General features: G+C 66.5%; 17 protein-coding genes and 1 pseudogene. 9 read left to right on the top strand and 9 right to left on the bottom strand.

What is annotated here, in order from left to right; genetic code table 11:
• Positions 1-146: 146 nt before the first annotated feature.
• The 3 genes from M2282_RS14710 to M2282_RS14700 form a co-directional block, all read right to left on the bottom strand.
• The gene (locus M2282_RS14710; RefSeq protein ID WP_280809513.1) at positions 147-2,390 is read right to left on the bottom strand and encodes an alginate lyase family protein; all 2,244 of its coding nucleotides are present in this window, start codon (positions 2,388-2,390) and stop codon (positions 147-149) included.
• 223 nt (positions 2,391-2,613) lie between these two features.
• Positions 2,614-3,666 (bottom strand): hypothetical protein, encoded by a 1,053-nt coding sequence (locus M2282_RS14705; protein WP_280809512.1) that lies wholly within the window; start codon positions 3,664-3,666, stop codon positions 2,614-2,616.
• Positions 3,645-3,785, bottom strand: a complete 141-nt coding sequence (locus M2282_RS14700) for a hypothetical protein (protein WP_280809511.1) — start codon at positions 3,783-3,785, stop codon at positions 3,645-3,647. The genes M2282_RS14705 and M2282_RS14700 overlap by 22 nt, the downstream gene beginning before the upstream one ends.
• A 409-nt stretch (positions 3,786-4,194) precedes the next feature.
• On the opposite strand from M2282_RS14700, the pseudogene M2282_RS14695 reads away from it, so the two are divergent.
• Positions 4,195-4,416: pseudogene (locus M2282_RS14695) on the top strand (helix-turn-helix domain-containing protein); the annotation flags it as partial.
• A gap of 205 nt (positions 4,417-4,621) precedes the next feature.
• On the opposite strand, the gene glmS reads toward M2282_RS14695, so the two are convergent.
• Positions 4,622-6,502 carry a glutamine--fructose-6-phosphate transaminase (isomerizing) gene (glmS, locus tag M2282_RS14690; RefSeq protein ID WP_280809510.1) on the bottom strand — a complete coding sequence of 627 codons (1,881 nt, stop codon included), beginning with the start codon at positions 6,500-6,502 and terminating at the stop codon, positions 4,622-4,624.
• A gap of 139 nt (positions 6,503-6,641) precedes the next feature.
• Between glmS and M2282_RS14685 the strand changes: the two genes are divergently transcribed.
• A complete protein-coding gene (locus M2282_RS14685; protein WP_280809509.1) occupies positions 6,642-7,124 on the top strand; it encodes an Lrp/AsnC family transcriptional regulator in 483 nt (160 codons plus the stop codon).
• A gap of 7 nt (positions 7,125-7,131) precedes the next feature.
• Here M2282_RS14685 and glmU read toward each other — a convergent pair whose 3' ends face one another.
• Positions 7,132-8,562, bottom strand: a complete 1,431-nt coding sequence (glmU, locus tag M2282_RS14680) for a bifunctional UDP-N-acetylglucosamine diphosphorylase/glucosamine-1-phosphate N-acetyltransferase GlmU (RefSeq protein ID WP_280809508.1) — start codon at positions 8,560-8,562, stop codon at positions 7,132-7,134.
• Between the two features lie 49 nt (positions 8,563-8,611).
• Here glmU and M2282_RS14675 point away from each other — a divergent pair, with 49 nt between their 5' ends.
• Positions 8,612-9,448 (top strand): DUF6279 family lipoprotein, encoded by an 837-nt coding sequence (locus M2282_RS14675; RefSeq protein WP_280809507.1) that lies wholly within the window; start codon positions 8,612-8,614, stop codon positions 9,446-9,448.
• Positions 9,449-9,457: 9 nt separating this feature from the next.
• Here the strand turns inward: M2282_RS14675 and M2282_RS14670 are convergent, their stop codons facing one another.
• On the bottom strand, positions 9,458-10,228 hold the full coding sequence (locus M2282_RS14670) for a Crp/Fnr family transcriptional regulator (RefSeq protein ID WP_280809506.1): 771 nt from the start codon (positions 10,226-10,228) through the stop codon (positions 9,458-9,460).
• Positions 10,229-10,318: 90 nt separating this feature from the next.
• On the opposite strand from M2282_RS14670, the gene M2282_RS14665 reads away from it, so the two are divergent.
• Complete coding sequence (locus M2282_RS14665) at positions 10,319-10,723, top strand: BLUF domain-containing protein (RefSeq protein ID WP_280809505.1); 405 nt, start codon at positions 10,319-10,321, stop codon at positions 10,721-10,723.
• Between the two features lie 53 nt (positions 10,724-10,776).
• On the opposite strand, the gene M2282_RS14660 is transcribed toward M2282_RS14665, so the two are convergent.
• Positions 10,777-11,097, bottom strand: coding sequence for a DUF2917 domain-containing protein (locus M2282_RS14660; protein ID WP_280809504.1), 321 nt, complete (start codon positions 11,095-11,097; stop codon positions 10,777-10,779).
• A gap of 175 nt (positions 11,098-11,272) precedes the next feature.
• On the opposite strand from M2282_RS14660, the gene M2282_RS14655 reads away from it, so the two are divergent.
• Entirely contained in the window at positions 11,273-12,256 is a 984-nt protein-coding gene (locus M2282_RS14655; protein ID WP_280809502.1) for a LysR substrate-binding domain-containing protein, read from the top strand.
• Positions 12,257-12,331: 75 nt separating this feature from the next.
• Here M2282_RS14655 and M2282_RS14650 read toward each other — a convergent pair whose 3' ends face one another.
• A complete protein-coding gene (locus tag M2282_RS14650; protein ID WP_280809500.1) occupies positions 12,332-12,949 on the bottom strand; it encodes a 5-formyltetrahydrofolate cyclo-ligase in 618 nt (205 codons plus the stop codon).
• Between the two features lie 9 nt (positions 12,950-12,958).
• Here M2282_RS14650 and M2282_RS14645 point away from each other — a divergent pair, with 9 nt between their 5' ends.
• The 3 genes from M2282_RS14645 to M2282_RS14635 all read left to right on the top strand — a co-directional run bounded on the left by M2282_RS14645 (position 12,959) and on the right by M2282_RS14635 (position 16,337).
• Positions 12,959-14,989, top strand: a complete 2,031-nt coding sequence (locus M2282_RS14645; RefSeq protein ID WP_280809499.1) for a lytic transglycosylase domain-containing protein — start codon at positions 12,959-12,961, stop codon at positions 14,987-14,989.
• Between the two features lies 1 nt (position 14,990).
• Positions 14,991-15,545: an MgtC/SapB family protein gene (locus M2282_RS14640; protein ID WP_280809498.1), complete on the top strand. Its 555-nt coding sequence runs from the start codon at positions 14,991-14,993 to the stop codon at positions 15,543-15,545.
• A gap of 108 nt (positions 15,546-15,653) precedes the next feature.
• On the top strand, positions 15,654-16,337 hold the full coding sequence (locus M2282_RS14635) for a glutathione S-transferase family protein (protein WP_280809497.1): 684 nt from the start codon (positions 15,654-15,656) through the stop codon (positions 16,335-16,337).
• Positions 16,338-16,352: 15 nt separating this feature from the next.
• On the opposite strand, the gene M2282_RS14630 is transcribed toward M2282_RS14635, so the two are convergent.
• The gene (locus tag M2282_RS14630; protein WP_280809496.1) at positions 16,353-17,078 is read right to left on the bottom strand and encodes an OmpW/AlkL family protein; all 726 of its coding nucleotides are present in this window, start codon (positions 17,076-17,078) and stop codon (positions 16,353-16,355) included.
• Between the two features lie 200 nt (positions 17,079-17,278).
• Here M2282_RS14630 and M2282_RS14625 point away from each other — a divergent pair, with 200 nt between their 5' ends.
• Positions 17,279-18,541: a multifunctional CCA addition/repair protein gene (locus M2282_RS14625; protein WP_280809495.1), complete on the top strand. Its 1,263-nt coding sequence runs from the start codon at positions 17,279-17,281 to the stop codon at positions 18,539-18,541.
• The last annotated feature ends 181 nt before the right edge of the window (positions 18,542-18,722 follow it).

Genomic DNA, 18,722 nt, shown 5'->3' with positions numbered 1-18,722 from the left:
CCAGGTGGCGCCGTCGTTGGAGGCCTGGAACTGCCAGTCCTTTGGATCGCGGGGGACCTGGTCGAAGCTGCTGGTGACCGCATGGCGCTGGACGCGCTCCGTGTGGCCGAGTCGTACCGCAGCCAGCCGGTCGCGCCGGAGTAGAACTATTGCGTCGCCGAGTTCTGGTCGACGGCGCTTTCAGCGTTGCCGGAGTTGCTCGCGCTGTCTGCGGCAGCCTTGACCATCGGACGACCCGGTGCGACGCTGTCCTCAGGAGAACGGCCGCTCGTTCCGGCGGAGTTGCTCGCCGTGACGGTGTAGTAGTAGGTCGTGCCGTTGGTCACGGAGGTGTCCGTGTAGCTGCTGCCCGTGACGCCCGACGCGATGGCCTCGTAGGGCCCGCCGCTGAACTCGGAGCGGTTGACCGTGTAGCCGGTGGCCCCGAAGGACGCCTGCCAGCGCAGCGGGACAGCCCCATCGCCCGGCGAGGCCAGCAGCATGGCGGGCGCCGCCGGGATGACGCGCGGCGCACCACCGTCGCCGCCGGTGATCTGGACGTTGCTGAAGACGCTGTTGTTCAGCTTGCTTGTGACCGACGTGACCACCAATCCGACATAGATCGTGTCGGGAACGGGAGCATTGATGCGGCCGACATCGGTAGCGGCCCAATTGGTGCCATCGGGAGAAATATAGCCAGTGATGATGTTTCCGATGCGCTCGAGCTTCACCCAGTTAATGGGCCCGGAGCTCCCATTGGTCAATGCCTTGTTCGCGTAGTTCGAACTGCCATACACCGCCAGATTCGTCATGTTTTGTGAGGCTTGACCTTTGTAATTTATCGCCATCCAGGCGCGCGGAGCGCCTGGTTCCAGGCTTGTGCGCATCATCACGCCCGCCAGTGCGGACGGATGGGTGTTCTCGGCCGACTCGACTTTCGCGATGATGGCGCTGTTGCCGGTGAGGGCCTTGTAGGCGAAGTGGGAACTGTCGAGTGCGCCCCAGATACCCCAGCCTGAGCCAGCCACGTTCCATTTGCCGGCGGCGTATGTGGCCGCGCCGGCCGCGCTGGGCCCCCCGATGTCCGCACCGCTGAACCCCGAGGTGATCGAGGCGGTCGAAGGAATGGGCAGCGCCGGCGGCGGCGTCGCCTTCGAAGTGTCGGACTCCTTGAGGAACATGAAGCTGGTGCCATCCACCGTTGTCCCGAGGCGCCTCTGCGCGATGAAGGGTGCCTGGAGCCCCTTGCGCAGGACGTAGGCGCCATGGAGCTGGGTCAGCGCCACGCTCCCGCGATTGGCGCCGCCCCAGCCGCGATTGGTGATGTCGGAGGTGTAGTAGCGATCGGTGGTGCCGAAAGGAAGGGCTGTCGTGGGGACGAGCTCGTTCACCCTCGCCCAATACTCACCCGCCGCGAGCAGGCGGTTGTCAAAGTCGGAATAGATGTCGATGCCTTGGGTCCAGAGCGCCTCGGCCAGCATGGTCAGTGACGCGAGCTGCCCATAGGCATGCCCCTGGTCGCGGAGGTAGTCGCCGAGCATGCCGATGTCATTGGAATTTCGCAGTCCGATGTGGGCCAGCGTGCGGGTCTGGTAGACGACCCTGTCCAATGTCTCGATGTCGTCGTTGTAGATCGCCATCAGCCCCAGCGCGACGAGGGACAGTCCGCCCTTGTTGGCGGCCCCGAACATGCTTTCGCCATAGGGATTCGCTGCCGGCATCAAGACGTTCTTGAAGTACGTCTTGACCGTCGCCGTGTCGGCCTCCTTCCAGCCCGGGTATGTGGCGCGCAGGATTTCAGCACCGCCAACGAACGCGGCGGCGTAGTCACCCAGATCCAGCATCGACTCGCGACCCGAGAACTCCACGTGGGTGGTAGCCCATCCCAGCAGCAGCCACTTTGCAATCTCCGCGTATTGCTCGTTCCCGGTGAAGTACCACATCCGCGAGAGATTCGAGATCGCGACCATATCGGAGCGCCAGGCATTGAGATTCTCGTCGGGGGCGCGGCTCACCTTCGCGAACGGGCCACCACGCCCTCGGTAGCTGAGCCTGGAGTTGGGACTGTTCGCCAATTGGTTGTAGCCGGACTTCCACGGTTCCTTGCCCTGCTCGATGTTTGCCTTGAGCGTCGCGAGATCCGAGAGCGTGACACCAACGCCTGGATGCTTGATGACGCGGGCCACCGGAGTGTTGTCTACCGGGGCGGCGGGGACTTCGGGGGTGACGCCCGGGGTGGCGGGAGCGTCCGGTGCGCCTCCCGCGACAGCGGGGACCACCGGGGTGCCTTCCGCTGCACCAGGGGCCGTAGCGGCTGCCTGGAAACTTCCCGAATCTCCGCCACCGCAACCCGGGAGCACGATCGCGCTCAACACGAGCAACGCAGCAGCAAAATTGGTTTTATCAAACATGAGAACCTTCTTGGTCAATACGAGAGCTAACGCTGGATCGCCGCGTGCGGCGATTCACAAGTCGTTCACGGTACTGCGGGCATGACGTGCGAGTCGCGGTCTGTTGGTAGCGATGAACGACAACTGGTGCGAAGCAAATGAGCTGGAACTCAGCGATGGCGAGTTCAAGCGCCGGCTGTCAGGGCGGCGCCAGCGTGGCTATGCGACAGCACACAGGGACAGGCTATTTGAGCGGTGTGCCCCCTGCATTTCGATAGGCGGCCGTCTTCTTGTACAGGTTGCCGCCGTCGGTTTCAGCCGTGGTCGACAGGTCCGATCCTTGGCCGAACATCAGAGCCCCGACATGGGCGCTCGCGACCTGGTCCATGTGCGAGAACAGCCAGTCCACCTTGTCGTCCTGGTAGTGGTAGTCGGTGTTGTTCTGTGCCATGTTGCCGATCGGGATCTGCCAGACCACGATCGGGTGGCCGACCGCCTCGGCCATCTGTTTCCAATAGGCGAGTTGCGCGGCCCACTTCTCGTCGCTCCAGAATGAGCTGCCATTCCCCAGCTTGGCGTTGAGTCCGGCGTCCGTGGATTCAACCTCCCCTACGAGGAAGTCGGCACCCTTTCCCCCGAGGGTCACGTAATCTTTGGCACATTTATCCACATTGCCCGGCCAGTCCCAGCAGGTGAGGTGCAGGCCGACGGCGGTGTTAGGAGCGTACTTGCGGGTCATTGCGATCAGGCAGTGAGCCAGACCCGCCACAGTGTTCGCCTGGTCTGCGCAGTCGGTCGGATTCGCAGCCTTCACCCGCGCCGGGACCTGGTCCAGAGGGCCGTACCCTCGCGCGAAACCAAAAAAATCGGGTTCGAGATCGATCATGTCGTGCGAGGTGCCGATCTTCTGGAGGAAGAAGCGGTAGTCGTCCAGGTATCTGGTCAGGAGCTCGACCTTGTTGACCGACTCAACCTCCTCCTGCCACGGAGTAGCAACACCGGGCGTACCGGGCACGAGGAGGCCGAGTTCAAACCATGTCCACATCACTGTCTGCGGATACGGTTTACCCAAGTAGGTGGCCTGCGCAGCGCGGGCGTTGACGCTGGGGATGAGCCCCCCGATGCTGCCGCCCGCGCATCCCCACCAGTTCGTCCCATCCGGGCAGGACGTCGCCGTGTACAGGTCACTCGACGGTGCCGGCGGACTGACGACGTATTGGTACTGGGCGTCGAATGGTGCGGCAACAGAAAGAGCATCAATCGACGTTCTTCCGATCAACACGGTGCTCTTGCCCATGAAAGTGACAGGTGCAGGTTCGAGCGCAGGTCCAGGTCCAGGTCCAGGTCCAGGTGCCGGTGCCGGTGCGATTGCAGGTGCAGGTGCAGGTGCAGGTGCAGGTGCGGTTGTGCCTGCAACAGGCGCTCCAGTCGAAGTACCCGACGACCCACCGCCACAAGCCGCGACCCATGTGCTCAGCAGGCCGATCGCGATGAGCCGCGCGCGATTCCAGTTGCGGGGGAACACACATGGAACCGGCGACGATCTGTCAATGGACACTTCACTCATCACTTTTGAAATATGTGACATTTTTTGCCTTTTGTGACCAATTGTGCACGTGCAGCAAGAACCGATCCATGTAGATCGTCGCCGCGCGGCCGTGGAAAAAACGACAAGATGCGTCACCCGGATCGATGCGCCGGTCATCGCGCATCGGGGTGTTGATTGCCGTCGAAAATTGACCCCTCTAGACCCAGTAATTTCCGTCTAAAGACTGACCCACGTAAAACCCTACCCTGCTCATTTTTAAAGCAGGGGATCCCAGGAGTGATAGACGTGGCGACATCGAGTGTCATCAGACGTTGGGTCCTGCGCGAGCAGATGTCCATCAGCGAGATCGCCAGGCGTACAGGCCTGTCTCGCAACACAGTCAAGAAGTACCTGCGAGCGGGCGAAGAAATGCCGCGCTACGCCAAGCGGGAGAGCTCAAGCAAGCTCGATCCCTATGCCGAGAAGCTCGCGACCTGGCTCGCGATCAGATCAGCGAAATTCAACACGTCGCCGCCTAAGAGCCGGAGAGGCGCGCAGGCCGGCTAACTCGATGTTCGCCAGACTCCAAAGGAGCGGTCTCGGCCACTCGCATCGCCCGCTGAGCGAGCGCCGCGCCCATCTTGCACCCAAGAGTGTTTGCGACTCTATTGCCCCGTTTACGGCTTTATTGAGCCAGATCAAGGAATCAGCAGCAGCCCGTCGCTCACTCCACCGTCACGCTCTTCGCCAGGTTCCGCGGCTTGTCCACATCGGTCCCGCGCGCGCAGGCCGTGTGATACGCCAGCAACTGCAGCGGCACCACATGCAGCAGCGGTGACAGTTGGCCGTAGTGCTCCGGCATGCGGATCACATGCAGCCCTTCGCCGCTCTTGATCTTCGTGTCGCCATCGGCCAGTACGTAGAGCACGCCACCGCGCGCGCGCACTTCCTGCAGGTTGCTCTTGAGCTTTTCGAGCAGCGCGTCGTTCGGTGCGACCGCGACCACCGGCATCTCGCTGGTGACCAGCGCGAGCGGGCCGTGCTTGAGTTCGCCCGCCGCATACGCCTCGGCGTGGATGTACGTCACTTCCTTGAGCTTGAGCGCGCCTTCGAGCGCGATCGGGTAGTGCAGCCCGCGGCCCAGGAACAGTGCGTTGTCCTTGCGCGCGAAGTCCTCGGCCCAGCCGATGATCTGCGGCTCCAGCGCAAGCACCGATTGCAGCGCGACCGGCAGGTGGCGCATTTCCTTCAGGTAGCGCGCCTCGTCGGCCTCGGTGAGGTGGCCCTTGGTCTGCGCGATGGCCAGCGTCAGCAGGAACAGGCCCGCGAGCTGCGTCGTGAAGGCCTTGGTCGATGCCACGCCGATCTCCACGCCGGCCCGCGTGATGTAGGCCAGCTTGCACTCGCGCACCATCGCGCTGGTGGCCACGTTGCAGATCGTCAGCGTCTGTTCCATGCCGAGCGAACGTGCATGCTTGAGCGCGGCGAGCGTGTCGGCCGTCTCGCCCGACTGGCTGATGGTGACCACCAGCGTCTTCGGGTCGGGCACCGACTCGCGGTAGCGGTATTCGCTCGCGATCTCGACCTGCGTGGAGATCTTCGCGATGCTTTCGAGCCAGTACTTGGCGGTGCAGCCGCTGTAGTAGCTGGTGCCGCAGGCGAGGATGAGGATCTTGTCGATGTCCTTGAACACGCGGTGCGCGCTCGCACCCGTGGCGCCGTCCTGCCCGATGCCGTCGAACAGCTCGGGCACGATGCCCGCTACGCCTTCGAGCGTGTCGCCAATGGCGCGCGGCTGCTCGAAGATTTCCTTCTGCATGTAGTGGCGGTACGGGCCGAGTTCGGCTGCGCCGCTGTGCGCGAGCACTGTGCGCACCTGGCGCGTCACGGGCTTGTGGTTCTTGTCGACGATCCAGTACTTGCCCGGTTGCAGATCGACCACGTCGCCTTCTTCGAGATAGACGATCTGGTCGGTCACGCCGGCCAGGGCCATCGCGTCGCTGGCCAGGAAATTCTCCGCGCCGTCCTTGCCCGCGCCGAGGATCAGCGGCGAGCCGGCGCGCGCGCCGACCACGCGCTGCGGCTCGTCGCGGCAGATCACCGCAATGGCATAGGCGCCGTGCAGTTGCAGCACCGCGGCCTTGACGGCCTCGAACAGGTCGCCGTCGTAGAGGCTGTCGACAAGGTGGGCGATGACCTCGGTGTCGGTCTGGCTCTCGAACACGTAGCCCTTGGCCTCGAGCGCGGCGCGCAGCGCTTCGTGGTTTTCGATGATGCCGTTGTGCACCAACGCGATGCGGCCGGGGCGCGCGCCCTGCGCGTCGGCGCCTGGGCCGTGGCTGAAGTGCGGATGCGCGTTGTGCACCGCTGGCGCACCGTGCGTGGCCCAGCGCGTGTGGGCGATGCCGGTCAGGCCTTCGACCTTGTCCTCGCGCACCTGCGTGACGAGTTCCGCCACGCGCGAGGTGGTGCGCGCCCGCGTGAGGCCGCCCGCATGCACCGCGACGCCGCAGGAGTCATAGCCGCGGTATTCGAGCCGCTGGAGGCCCTGCACGAGGACCGGAACGATGTTGCGATGGGACGCTGCCCCGACGATGCCGCACATGGTGAGCTGCCTTTGGATGAAAAGAATGGGTCGATGGTAGGGAGGTGATCAAAAAATATGTCCTCGAAATTCTGTGAATTTCGGAGTTTTATTTCACATCCGTAACGATATGGATTTTTATTCCATAATTTATGAATATATGGAATCAATCTCCCTCGATGCAACAGACCTCCGGCTGCTGGATGCGCTCCAGCGAGACGCCTCGCTCACCAACCAGCGGCTGGCCGCCGACGTGGGCATCTCTCCACCCACTTGCCTCCGACGCGTGCAGCGGTTGAAGGACGAAGGCCTCATCGAGCGCCAGGTCGCGCTGCTCTCGCCCGACCGGCTGGCCGCGGTGCTCGGCCACGGATTGCAGGCGGTCGTGGAGATCTCGCTGGACCGGCAGGACGCCGCCGCGCTCGACGCTTTCGAAACCCGCGTGATCGCCGACAACGCGGTGCAGCAGTGCTGGCGCGTCTCGCCCGGCCCCGACTTCGTGCTCGTGGTCGCGGCGCGCGATATGCCGGACTACGGCGCGCTGACGCAGCGCCTGTTCACCGCCGATGCGAACGTGCGCAACGTGAAGGCCTTCTTCAGCCTCAAGCGCGCCAAGTTCGAACCCGCGGTGCCGCTGGGCTGAAGCCTTCTCAGGCCTTTGGCTTTTTCTGCGGCCGCTTCCAGTTGGGGAAACTCACCGGCTTGCTGCGCGCCACGGTCAGCGCGCCGGGCGCGGTCGACTTGTTCACCGTCGACCCGCCCCCGATGGTGCCGCCCGCGCCGATGGTGATCGGCGCCACCAGCACGCAGTTGCTGCCGATGTGCACGTCGGCCTCGATCACGGTGCGGTGCTTGTTGGCGCCGTCGTAGTTGGCCGTGATGCTGCCCGCGCCGTAGTTGACGCGCTCGCCCACCGTGGCATCGCCCAGGTAGGCCAGGTGGTTGGCCTTGGCGCCGGCGGCGAGCGTGGAGTTCTTCACCTCGACGAAGTTGCCGATGTGCACCTCGGCGCCTAGCTGCGCCCCGGGGCGCAGGCGCGCGAAGGGACCGATCAGGGCGCGCTCACCCACCGTCACGCCGGCCTTCTCGCCGTCGATGTGGGTGAACGGATGGATCACCGCGCCCGCTTCGATGCGCGCATTGGCGATCACGCAGTTGGCGCCGATGCGCACGCCCTCGCCCAGCGACACCTGGCCTTCGAACACGCAGTTGACGTCGATCTCGACATCGGCCGCGCATGCCAGCGTGCCGCGCAGGTCGAAGCGCGCCGGATCGGCCAGGCGCACGCCCTGCTCCATCAGCGCATTCGCCTGGCGCAGTTGCCAGGCGCGCTCGAGCGCCGCGAGCTGCATCGGGCTGTTGATGCCCGCCACCTGCAGCGCATCGGTCGTGATGTGCGCCACCACCGGCACCCCGTCGGCCGCGGCGAGCTTCACGACATCGGTCAGGTAGTACTCGTTCTGCGCATTGCGGTTGTCCAGCCGCGCGAGCCAGCCCTTGAGCAGGCGCGCGGGCACGGCCATCACGCCGCTGTAGATCTCGCGCACGGCGCGCTGCACCTCGGTGGCGTCCTTGTGCTCGACGATGGCGGTCACCGCCCCGCCGGCCGAAGCGCGGATCACCCGGCCGTAGCCGCTCGGGTCGTCGAATTCGATGGTCAGCAGCGCAAGGCGTTCGCCCGCGCTGGCCGCAACCAGCGCGCGCAGGGTTTCTTCGCCGATCAGCGGCACGTCGCCCGAGAGCACGACCACCGTGCCGTCGTCCGGCAGCAGCGGCGCCGCCTGCTGCACTGCGTGGCCGGTGCCCAGTTGCGGCTCCTGGCGCGCGAAGCGCGGCGTGGCGCCACCCACGGGGCCGGCCATGGCGGCCTCGACCTCGGCCGCGCCGTGGCCGGTCACGACCACCACATGGCGGGCGCCGATGTGCGCGGCGGTGTCGGCGACATGCGCGATCAGTGCGCGGCCGCCCAAACGATGCAACACTTTGGGCAGCCTGCTTTTCATGCGCGTGCCTTTGCCGGCCGCCATGATCACCACATCGATCGGCCCCTGGATGTCTTGCTGCTGCGGAGTCTGATTCATGCTTTCTTCTTCCCGGATTCGTTGCGCTGAACTGGCGCGGATTATCGGCGTGCTGCTTTTGGTTACCGCACTCGGGGCCTGCAGCGCGGTCCGGCTGGCCTACAACAACCTGCCCGAGGTGAGCTACTGGTGGCTCGACGGCTACTTCGATTTCGACAGCACGCAGACGCCCAAGGTGCGCGACGAACTCGCCCAGTTGCTGGCCTGGCACCGGCAGAACGAGCTGCCCAAGGTCATCACCCTGCTGCAGGAGGCGCAAGGCCTGGCACCGGGCGAAGTCACGCCGGCGCAGGCTTGCGGCTTTGCCGACAGCATTCGCGAGCGCCTGCTGGCCGTGACCGAGCGCGCCGAGCCGGCCACCACCGACCTCGCGCTGACCCTGAGCGAATCGCAGTTGCAGCAGCTCGAACGCAAGTACGCCAAGCTCAACAACGAATACCGCAAGGACTGGCTCGACCGCACGCCCGCGCAGGTGCAGGACAAGCGCTACGACCAGTTCCTGGACCGCATGGAAGACTTCTACGGCCGGCTCACGGCCGAGCAGCGCGATCTGCTCAGGCAGCAGGTGGCGCAGTCGGTGTTCAACCCGCAACTGGCGGACGCCGAGCGCCGCAAGCGCCAGCAGGAAGCGCTGGCGATGCTGCGCGGGTTCAACGCGAAGAAGCCCTCGCCGGCCGAGGCGCGCGCGGCATTGCATGCCTACCTGTTGCGCATCGCCAATCCGCCGCCCGGCCCGTGGCGCGACCAGCAGCAGGTGTTGCTGGAAGAAGGCTGCCGCAATCTCGCGGCCCTGCACAACGGCACCAGCGCCAGCCAGCGCGAACAGGCGGTGCGCCGGCTGCAGGCCTACCAGAGCGACTTTCGCCAGCTGGTGGCCGCGCGTTGAGGCAGTGGCTCAGATCAGGGGGACGGGCCGCAGCGGACGCTCGAAGTAATCGCCCAGTGTCTCGAGCGCGTGCGGCTCCAGGATGCGCAGCCAGCCGGCATCGAGCTTGTAGAGCCCCAGGCGCTGCAGGCGGCGCAGCGTCTTGTTGGTGTGCACCAGCGAAAGCCCCAGCGCATCGGCGATGTGCTGCTGGTTGAACGGAAACTCGACCCAGCCGTCGCGCACCATGCCCACGCGTTCGGCGCGGCGGTACAGGTGCATGAGCAGCATCGCCACGCGCTCGGCCGCGTTGCGCCGCCCGGCGGTAACGAGGTTGTCGTCCACCATCTTTTCCTCGCGCGCGGCCAGCCAGGTGATGTCGTAGCCCAGCTTGGGCTGGGCATGAAAGAGCGGCCAGAGCCGGTCGCGCGAAAAGACGCACAGGGTGACGTCGGTCACCGCCTCGACGCCATGCGTCTGGCCTTCGGCGAATTCGTCCTGCAGGCCGATGAAGTCGCCGGGCAAGAGAAAGCTCAGGATCTGCCGCCGGCCGTCGCTCAGCGTCTTGTAGCGGAAGGCCCATCCCGCGTAGAGCGTGAAGAGCTGCGGGCTGGGCCGGTGCTCCTCGACGATCGAGCTGCCGGCCTCGACGCGCCGCGCGCCGACGCGAAACGACTGGATGGTCTTGAGCTCTTCGGCCGATGCGGGCAGGAAGGCCTCGAGCCGGCGCAATGCGCAGTCGTCGCAGGGATTGAGGCCCTGGGGAGGGGAAGCCGCAACGGGATGGTCATCGAATCTCACGCGGCACTATAGGCGTTTTGGCTGTGTCTTTTTACATTTCGCGGCGCGTCGTCGGTCTCTAGACTCCGCAGCGTTTTTCTCCCAAGACGCATGACAGAAGACCAACCGCTCCACGAAATCTTTTACTGCAGCGTGCTCGCGCAGGACCTGCCGGCCACCGCGGTGGGCGCCATCGTCGGCCAGGCGCGGGCGCGCAACGCCCAGCGGAATATCACCGGCCTGCTGGTGTTCGACGGCATGCGCTTCTGCCAGCACCTGGAAGGCCCGCGCGATGCGGTGGAGGCATTGATGCGGCGCATCGAACAGGACCCCCGGCACATCGAGGTGCGGGTGGTTCACCAGGGCCCGCTGGAAACCCGGCACTACAGCGGTTTCGGCATGGGCCTGGCCGAGAGCGAAGGACCGCACCTGATGGCCGGCGTGCACGCCCTGGAAGGCGAGGCCGCCCTCAGGCATTTCCTGGCGCTGCGCCCCAGTTTCGACATCAACGGCTGAAAAAGAAAAAAGGCGGCCGAAGCCGCCTTCCGTCCGTGGGAGGTCGACCCGGGTCAGGCCTGATCCCACGAGTAGGTGGCACCGTAGCCATCCCACGCTTCCATGACGATGCGCTGGCCGGCGGCCACCGTCATCGATTCGCCCGGTGCGAGCACCAGGTCTTCGCTGGGATTGGCCAGCGTGGCGTCGGGCGTGATCCACACCCGGCCCTGCTTGACGCGCAGGACGCTGGCCGTGCGCGCCTTCAGGCTCATCGCCTCGCCAGGGGCGATCTGCCAGGCGCCGCGGCGTACGGCCGGCGGCACGGCGGCAGCGGTACGGGCGGGGATGGACAGGGATGCGAGCGATTCGGTGGTGCAGACGGCGGTGGACATGATGGAGACTCCTTGGCTTGGCCGAGGTGCGATGCCAGGACGGTGGCAATGACGCAGTTCGGGAATGAATGATCGTTTCTGCGGCGTTGTGGGTCCAATGAAAACGAAGTAGCCTACTGATGTCCATTCCGCATCAATCGACCCGACCGCCGGCCCGCCCCTCGGAACCCCATCCATGCAGCATTCGCAAACCCACCTGCGCTCCCGTCCCATCTCGGCCGGGCATCTGCGTGCCTTCGAAGCCGTCGCCCGGCACCTGAATTTCCGCGCCGCGGCGGAAGAAATGGCGCTGACCCAGTCGGCCGTCAGCCGGCAGATCCAGTCGCTGGAGGAAGAAGTGGGCGTGTCGCTGTTCCTTCGCCACACGCGGGCGGTGGAACTGACCGGCGCCGGAGCGCAGTTGCTGCTCGCGGTGCAGCAGTCGCTGCCGCGCATCGACATGGCGGTGCGCCAGATCCGCCAGAGCGCGGGGCGCAAGAGCGTGTCGCTCACCACTTTTGCGTCTTTCGCCTCGATGTGGCTGATCCCGCGGCTGGAGGCCTTCCAGCGCGACAACCCCGAGATCGACATCCGCATCGACGCCAGCGACGTGGCGGTCGACCTCGAAGTGGCCGACGTGGACATCGCGCTGCGCTACGGCCCGCGCGAGGCCATGCCGCCGACCGCGGTGCGCCTGTTCGGCGAAAACCTGACGCCGGTGGCGAGCCCCTGGCTCATCAAGAGCAGCCCGCCGATCAAGACCCCGGAAGACATCACCCGCTTCACGCTGATCGAGGCGGGCGATGCCCACCGCACGCACCTCGAATGGCTGACGTGGCGGCGCTGGTTCGAGGTGAACGGCCTGGAGCGCGCGCAGCCCAAGCGCTGGCTCTATTTCAACTACGCCTACCAGATGGTGCAGGCCGCGCTCACCGGCCAGGGCGTGGTGCTGGCGCGCAGCTCGCTGATCGCCGAAAGCCTGGCCAACGGCGACCTGGTGGAGGTGCTGCCCCAGCACCGCATGGATTCACCGATGTGCTACTGGCTCATCGCCGGCCCGCGCAATGCGCTGCGGCCCGAGATCAACGCCTTCTGGGACTGGCTGCTGCTGCAGGCCGGCACCACGCGCGAGACCATCGGCGAGGTGCCCGATCCGGACACCGTGGACAACATCGATTGAACGGAGATGCGGCCGCCGCCGGGCCGCGCCTCCCCCTTGGGGGGTGGAGTTACACGAAGTGAAAAGCCGGGGGGCTCAAGACATTGGCCACACGACGCCGTTGTCGTTCAGGATGGCGTCCAGCGGCAGGTCGTGCGCCTCTGGCTCGAAGTCATCGAGAAAGCCATGCGTGAAACCGAGGCCCACCGTGAACGGCCGCGGCTCCAGCGCCGCCAGCGTGCGGTCGTAGAAGCCGCCGCCGTAGCCCAGACGGTAGCCGCCCGCGCTGTAGCCCACGCAGGGCACGAACAGCAGGGTCGGCACGATCAGCTCGGTGTCCTTGGGCTTGGGAATGCCGTAGGCGTCTTCTTCCATCTGGCAGCCGGGGTACCAGGCATGGAAGGTGAGGGTCTTGTGAACCTTGTCGATCACCGGCAGTCCGATGCGGCGGCGCTGGGTTTCTTCCATGAGCTCGCCGTCTTCCTTCCAGCGGTGCAGTGCGGGCAGCGGATCGAACTCGCCCTTGATCGGCCAGTAGGCGCCGATCACGGTGTCGGGCCGGCCGACCAGCCAGATGCGCATGACGCGCTGCAGCAGGTCGGCACGCGTCATCCGATCCGGCATGGCCAGGCGTTGTTCGATCAGTGCCTTGCGCAACTGGTCCTTCAGAAAACTCGCCGTCGCCGAAGTGTCGGCACCCTTTGACTTGTCCATAATCCCCCGATGCAGTTCCCAAGCATTTTGGCATCCACGCGCAACCGCCCGCGCAACGCAACGCCAGCCGTTGCTTTTTCCCTCGTCCTGACTGCCGCCGCACTGCTCTTTCATCCACCTGCCAGCGCACAGGCCAACACCAACGACGACGTGCTGGTGCAGATGAAGCAGGCCTTCCAGCGCGGCGACAAGGCGCGTCTCACCGCCCTCCTGCCGCAAGCCCGCGGCCATGCGCTCGAACCCTGGGCTGCCTACTGGGAACTGAAGGCCCGCCTGCAGGAAGCCGCGCCCAACGAAGTGCAGGACTTCTACGCGCGCTACCCCGGCACGTACCAGGAAGACCGCCTGCGCAACGACTGGCTGCTGCTGCTCGGCCAGCGCCGCGATTGGGACGGCTTTGCCGCCAACGTGGCCGGCTACCGCATGGGCGACGACGCGCAGGTGCGCTGCTATGCGATCCTGGCCGAGACGCTGCGCTCGGGCACCGCCACGCAGGCCCAAGCCGACGACGTGCGCCGCAGCTGGTTCAGCCAGAAGGAAGCCGACGACGGCTGCCTCACCGCCGCCGACCGCATGGTCGCCTCGCGCCTGATGTCGCCCAACGATGCCTGGAAGAAGGCGCGCCTGGCCATCGAAGCCAACCGCCCGCAGGCCGCGCGCGGCGCCGTCACCATCGCCGCGCCCGATGCGCTGCCGCTTTTCGAGGAGCTCAACGCCAGCTCGGCCAAGTTCCTCACCGGCCGCGCCTTCGTGGCCGCCAAATCGCGCAAGGAACTGGTGGTGCTCGCGCTCATCAAGGTCGCCATTGCCGACCCCGACATGGCCGCCTCGCAGCTGGACAGCAAGTGGGGCCCGATGCTCTCGTCCGAAGAGCGCAACTGGCTCTGGGGCGCCATCGGCCGCGCATCGGCCAACAAGCTCTCGCCGCAGGCCGTGGGCTATTTCGCCAACGTCACGAAGAACAGCGACCTGTCGGACGACATGCTCGGCTGGCGCGTGCGCACCGCGTTGCGCGCCGGCCAGTGGAAGGACGTGGTGCCCACCATCAACGCGATGAGCGAAACCGCCCAGCTCGACCCCACCTGGGTCTACTGGAAGGCCCGCGCGCTCGCCACCGAACGCAGCGACGAGCGTCGCGCCCAGGCCCGCGATCTGTACACCAGCATCGCCGGCACGCGCGGCTTTTACGAAATGCTCGCGCTCGAAGAATTGGGCCAGCGCGTCGTCGCGGCCACCCGGCCCGCGCCGCTCACGCCCGAGGAAAAAGCCGCCGCGCGCAGCAACGTCGCGCTCAACCGCGGCCTCTACGCCATCGCGATCGGCCTGCGCTCCGAAGGCACGCGCGAGTGGAACTACGCCACCAACCTGCACGACAAGGGCGGCATGGACGACCGCGCGCTCCTGGCCGCGGCCGACTTCGCCTGCCAGCGCGAGGTGTGGGACCGCTGCATCAACACCAGCGAGCGCACCAAGGGCGCGATCGACGTGGAGCAGCGCTTTCCCATGCCCTTCCACGACACGGTGCTGCGCAAGAGCCAGGACATCGGCCTGGACCCGGCCTACGTCTACGGCCTGATCCGCCAGGAAAGCCGCTTCATCATGGACGCCCGCTCGGGCGTCGGCGCTTCGGGCCTCATGCAGGTGATGCCCGCCACCGCGCGCTGGACGGCCCGCAAGATCGGCATGACCGACTTCACGCCCGGCCAGATCAACGACCGCGAAACCAACATCACCATCGGCACCAATTACCTGAAGCTCGCGCTCGACGATTTCGACGGCTCCATGGCGCTGGCCGCCGCGGCCTACAACGCCGGCCCGGGCCGCCCGCGCAGCTGGCGCAACGGGCCGGTGCTCGACGCCGCGATCTGGGCCGAGAACGTGCCCTTCGCCGAAACCCGCGACTACGTGAAGAAGGTGCTGGCCAACACCACCAACTACGCGGCGATCATCAGCGGCAAGCCGCAGTCGCTGAAGGAGCGACTGGGCCGCATCGGCCCGCGCGACGCCGCCGAACCCGAGCCCAACAAAGACCTGCCCTGAGATGAGCTGGCGCGACGAGGTCCTGAACACCATCGCGTCCGAGTTCTCGGACGTGACGGACGTCGCGCAGCTCACGCGCATCGTCGTTCGCCTCACGCTCGCGGCCATCCTGGGCTTCGTGCTGGGCTTCGAGCGCGAGCAGCAGGGCAAGGCGGCCGGCGTGCGCACCCACATGCTGGTGGCCATCGGCTCGGCGATGTTCGTGCTGATCCCGCAGCAGACCGGCATCGTCCCGGCCGACATGAGCCGGGTGATCCAGGGGCTGGTGGCGGGCGTGGGCTTTCTCTGCGCGGGCACCATCCTCAAGCAGGGCAAGGACGAGTCGCACGTGCAGGGCCTCACCACCGCCGCCGGGCTGTGGATGACGGCCGCCATCGGCATGGCCTGCGGGCTCGGCCGCGAGGCGACCGCCGTGCTCAGCGCGCTGCTGGCGCTGGCGGTGCTGTCGCTGGTGCCGCGGCTGGTGAGCCTGCTGGAGCGCGCCGTCCCCAAGGACGATGCGCAAGGCGCGCCGCGCGTGATCGCCTCGCCGAACGACAAGCCCCGCGACCGCTGAAGGCGCGGGCCGGCCCGCATCAATCCGCACCGCGTTCGGCATCAATGGCCACGCGCCTCGCGGCTAGCATCGAAGGCTTTGCACTGAACCGAACCGGAGGATCCCCTGATGCGCAAGCTCTACATCGGCAACAAGAACTACTCGTCGTGGTCCATGCGCCCCTGGGTGCTCATGAAGCAGGCGGGCATCGCGTTCGATGAAGTCATGGTGCGCTTCGACTCCTTCGAGGCGGAGTCGCAGTTCAAGCACACCATCGCCGCGCTGAACCCGGTGGCGAAGGTGCCGGTACTGGTCGATGGCGACCTCGTCGTCTGGGACACGCTGGCCATCGCCGAATACCTCGCCGAGACCTTTCCCGACAAGCAGCTCTGGCCGAAGGGCGTTGCCGACCGCGCGCGCGCACGCAGCATCTGCGCCGAGATGCATTCGGGCTTCGGTGGCCTGCGCAACCATTGCGGCATGAACATCGAGGCATCGCTGCCCGGAGTCGGCGCGAAGCTGCTCAAGGAACAGCCCGAGGTGCGCAGCGACCTCGACCGCATCGTCCAGATGTGGACCGGCCTGCTCGACACCCATGGCGGCCCGCTGCTGTTCGGCGAATTCACCATCGCCGACGCGTACTTCGCGCCCATCGGCACGCGCATCAAGACCTACGGGCTGCCGGTGCCGCCTGCCATTTCGGCCTACATCGAACGCGTGCAGGCACTGCCGGGCATCAAGGCCTGGATCGACGAGGCGCTGGCGGAGAAGGATTTCCTGCAGTTCGAAGAGCCCTACCGCACGGCGCGGTAAGGCCTTCAGGTCGGGTCAGAACCTGTAGGTCGCCGCCACGTAGGTGACGATCGGGTTCAGCTTCAGGCTGGCTTCGCTGCGGGCGACCGGCAGGCCACTCACCGTGGTCGTTGTCAGCTTGGCCTTGGTCTTCAGCGGGATGTACGACACCGAGAACGACACGCCCCAGTGCTTGTCGAACTGGTAGGCCACGCCGGCATTGAGCACGGGTGCGAACGCACTGTCGAGCTTGGCCGTGGTGTTGACCGCGTACGGCGACTGGTGGAACTGGCTCGCCAATGCGCCCTGCAGGTTGGAGGTCAGCTTCACGTCGCTGTACCAGACGTAGGTGCCGCCCAGGCCGACGAACGGACGGAAGGCGTCGTTGCCTTCGTTGAAGAAGTACTTGGCCAGGATGGTCGGGCTCCACTGGCGGGCTTCGCCGAGCTGGCCCACGCGGCCCAGCGTGCCGGTGCCGTTCAGCTTGAATTTGGGGGGAACGCCCAGCACGCCTTCCACAGCCCAGTGGCTGTCGATGAAATAGCCGATGTTGAAGCCGAAGGTGTCCGAGTCCTTGACGCTGGCACCCGATCCCGGCAGCACGCTCTGCACCGGGGACGTGACCGTGAGCGGCTTGCTCGAATCCTGAGGCGCCAGATGGAACCAGCCTGCACCGACGACCCAGTCGCCGGCGTTTTGCGCTGATGCGCTGCCGGACGCCAAGGCACCCAGAGCCGCCAGCGCAAACATTGTTTTCTTCATGATGTGAATGCTCCTTTGGTTGAAAAATCCCGGCCGACGCGGCGCGAGGCGGTTGGCCGGCGCTGCGTTCGAGCAAATAAACGAACGTTCGTTCTGTTTGCGGCCGGGATTATCGAACGCTCGTTCTATTTAGTGGGTGCGGGGTATCCCTATCGCTCATCCCCGCCTAATTCCCCAGCGCCCATCCCTACACTGCGGCCATGAAAATCTTTCTCGTCGGCGGCGCCGTCCGCGACCGGCTGCTCGGGCGGCCGGTGTCCGACCACGACTGGCTGGTCGTCGGCGCCACGCCCGAAGACATGGCCGCCCGCGGCTACCTGCCCGTGGGGCGCGACTTCCCGGTGTTTTTGCACCCCGAGACGCGCGAGGAATACGCCCTCGCCCGCACCGAGCGCAAGAGCGCACCCGGCTACCGCGGCTTCACCATCCACGCCGCGCCGGATGTCACGCTGGAGCAGGACCTCGCCCGGCGCGACCTGACCATCAACGCCATCGCGCTGCCGGCCGAACTGGTGGGCGCCGACGGCCAATTCGAACCCGACCCCGAAAAACTGGCCGACCCCTTCCACGGCCAGCGCGACCTGCGTGACAGGCTGCTGCGCCACGTGACCGACGCCTTCCGAGAAGACCCGGTGCGCATCCTGCGGGTAGCGCGTTTCGCCGCGCGCTTCGACGATTTCTCGGTCGCCCCCGAGACCATGGTGCTGATGCACGAGATGGTCCGGGCCGGCGAAGCCGATGCGCTGGTGCCCGAGCGCGTCTGGCAGGAACTCGCGCGCGGCCTGATGGAAACGCAGCCTTCCCGCATGTTCGAGGTGCTGCGCACCTGCGGCGCGCTCGCCGTGCTGCTGCCCGAAGTCGATCGTCTCTGGGGCGTGCCGCAGCCCGAACTCCATCACCCCGAGATCGACACCGGCGTGCACCTGATGATGGTCGTGGACACCAGCGCGCGGCTCTCGGCCTCATTGCCGGTGCGCTTCGCCTGCCTGATGCACGACCTGGGCAAAGGCACCACGCCCGCCGACGTGCTGCCGCGCCACATCGGCCACGAGAAGCGCAGCGTCGACCTGCTGCATGCGGTGTGCGACCGCTGGCGCGTGCCGGTCGAGATCCGCGAGCTGGCCGAGGTGGTGGCGCGCGAGCACGGCAACGTGCACCGCAGCGGCGAGCTCGATGCGGCGCCGCTGGTGCGCCTGCTGGAGCGCTGCGACGCCTTCCGCAAGCCCGCGCGCTTTGCCGAGGTGCTGCTGGCCTGCGAATGCGATGCGCGCGGCCGGCTCGGTTTCGAGGACAAGCCCTATCCGCAGCGGGAGCGCCTGCTCGCCGTGCTGGCCACCGCGGCGGCCGTGCCCACCGACGTGGTCGCACGCCAGGCGCAGCAGTCGGGCGCCACCGGGCCGCAGATCGGCGATGCCATCCACCGCGCGCGCATCGAGGCCGTGGCGACATCGCTGCAAGCCTGAAGACCGGCCCGATGGCATCGATCGGGTGAATGCCGCCGAGGTGCTGGTGAACAGCACCGGAACGCCGTAGGCGCGCACGCGCTGCAGCCGCTCGGGCGCGGTCTCGCCGGTCACCAAGCCGGTGAGCGCAGCCACGCTGCTGCGCATGCTGGGCGATTTCATGCCGGGCCTGGCCACGCGG

Source organism: Variovorax boronicumulans, from assembly GCF_029892485.1.
GTDB classification, from domain to species: domain Bacteria; phylum Pseudomonadota; class Gammaproteobacteria; order Burkholderiales; family Burkholderiaceae_C; genus Variovorax; species Variovorax boronicumulans_B.
Note: the sequence above shows the minus strand (reverse complement) of the source record. Positions and strands in the feature narration are given on the sequence as shown.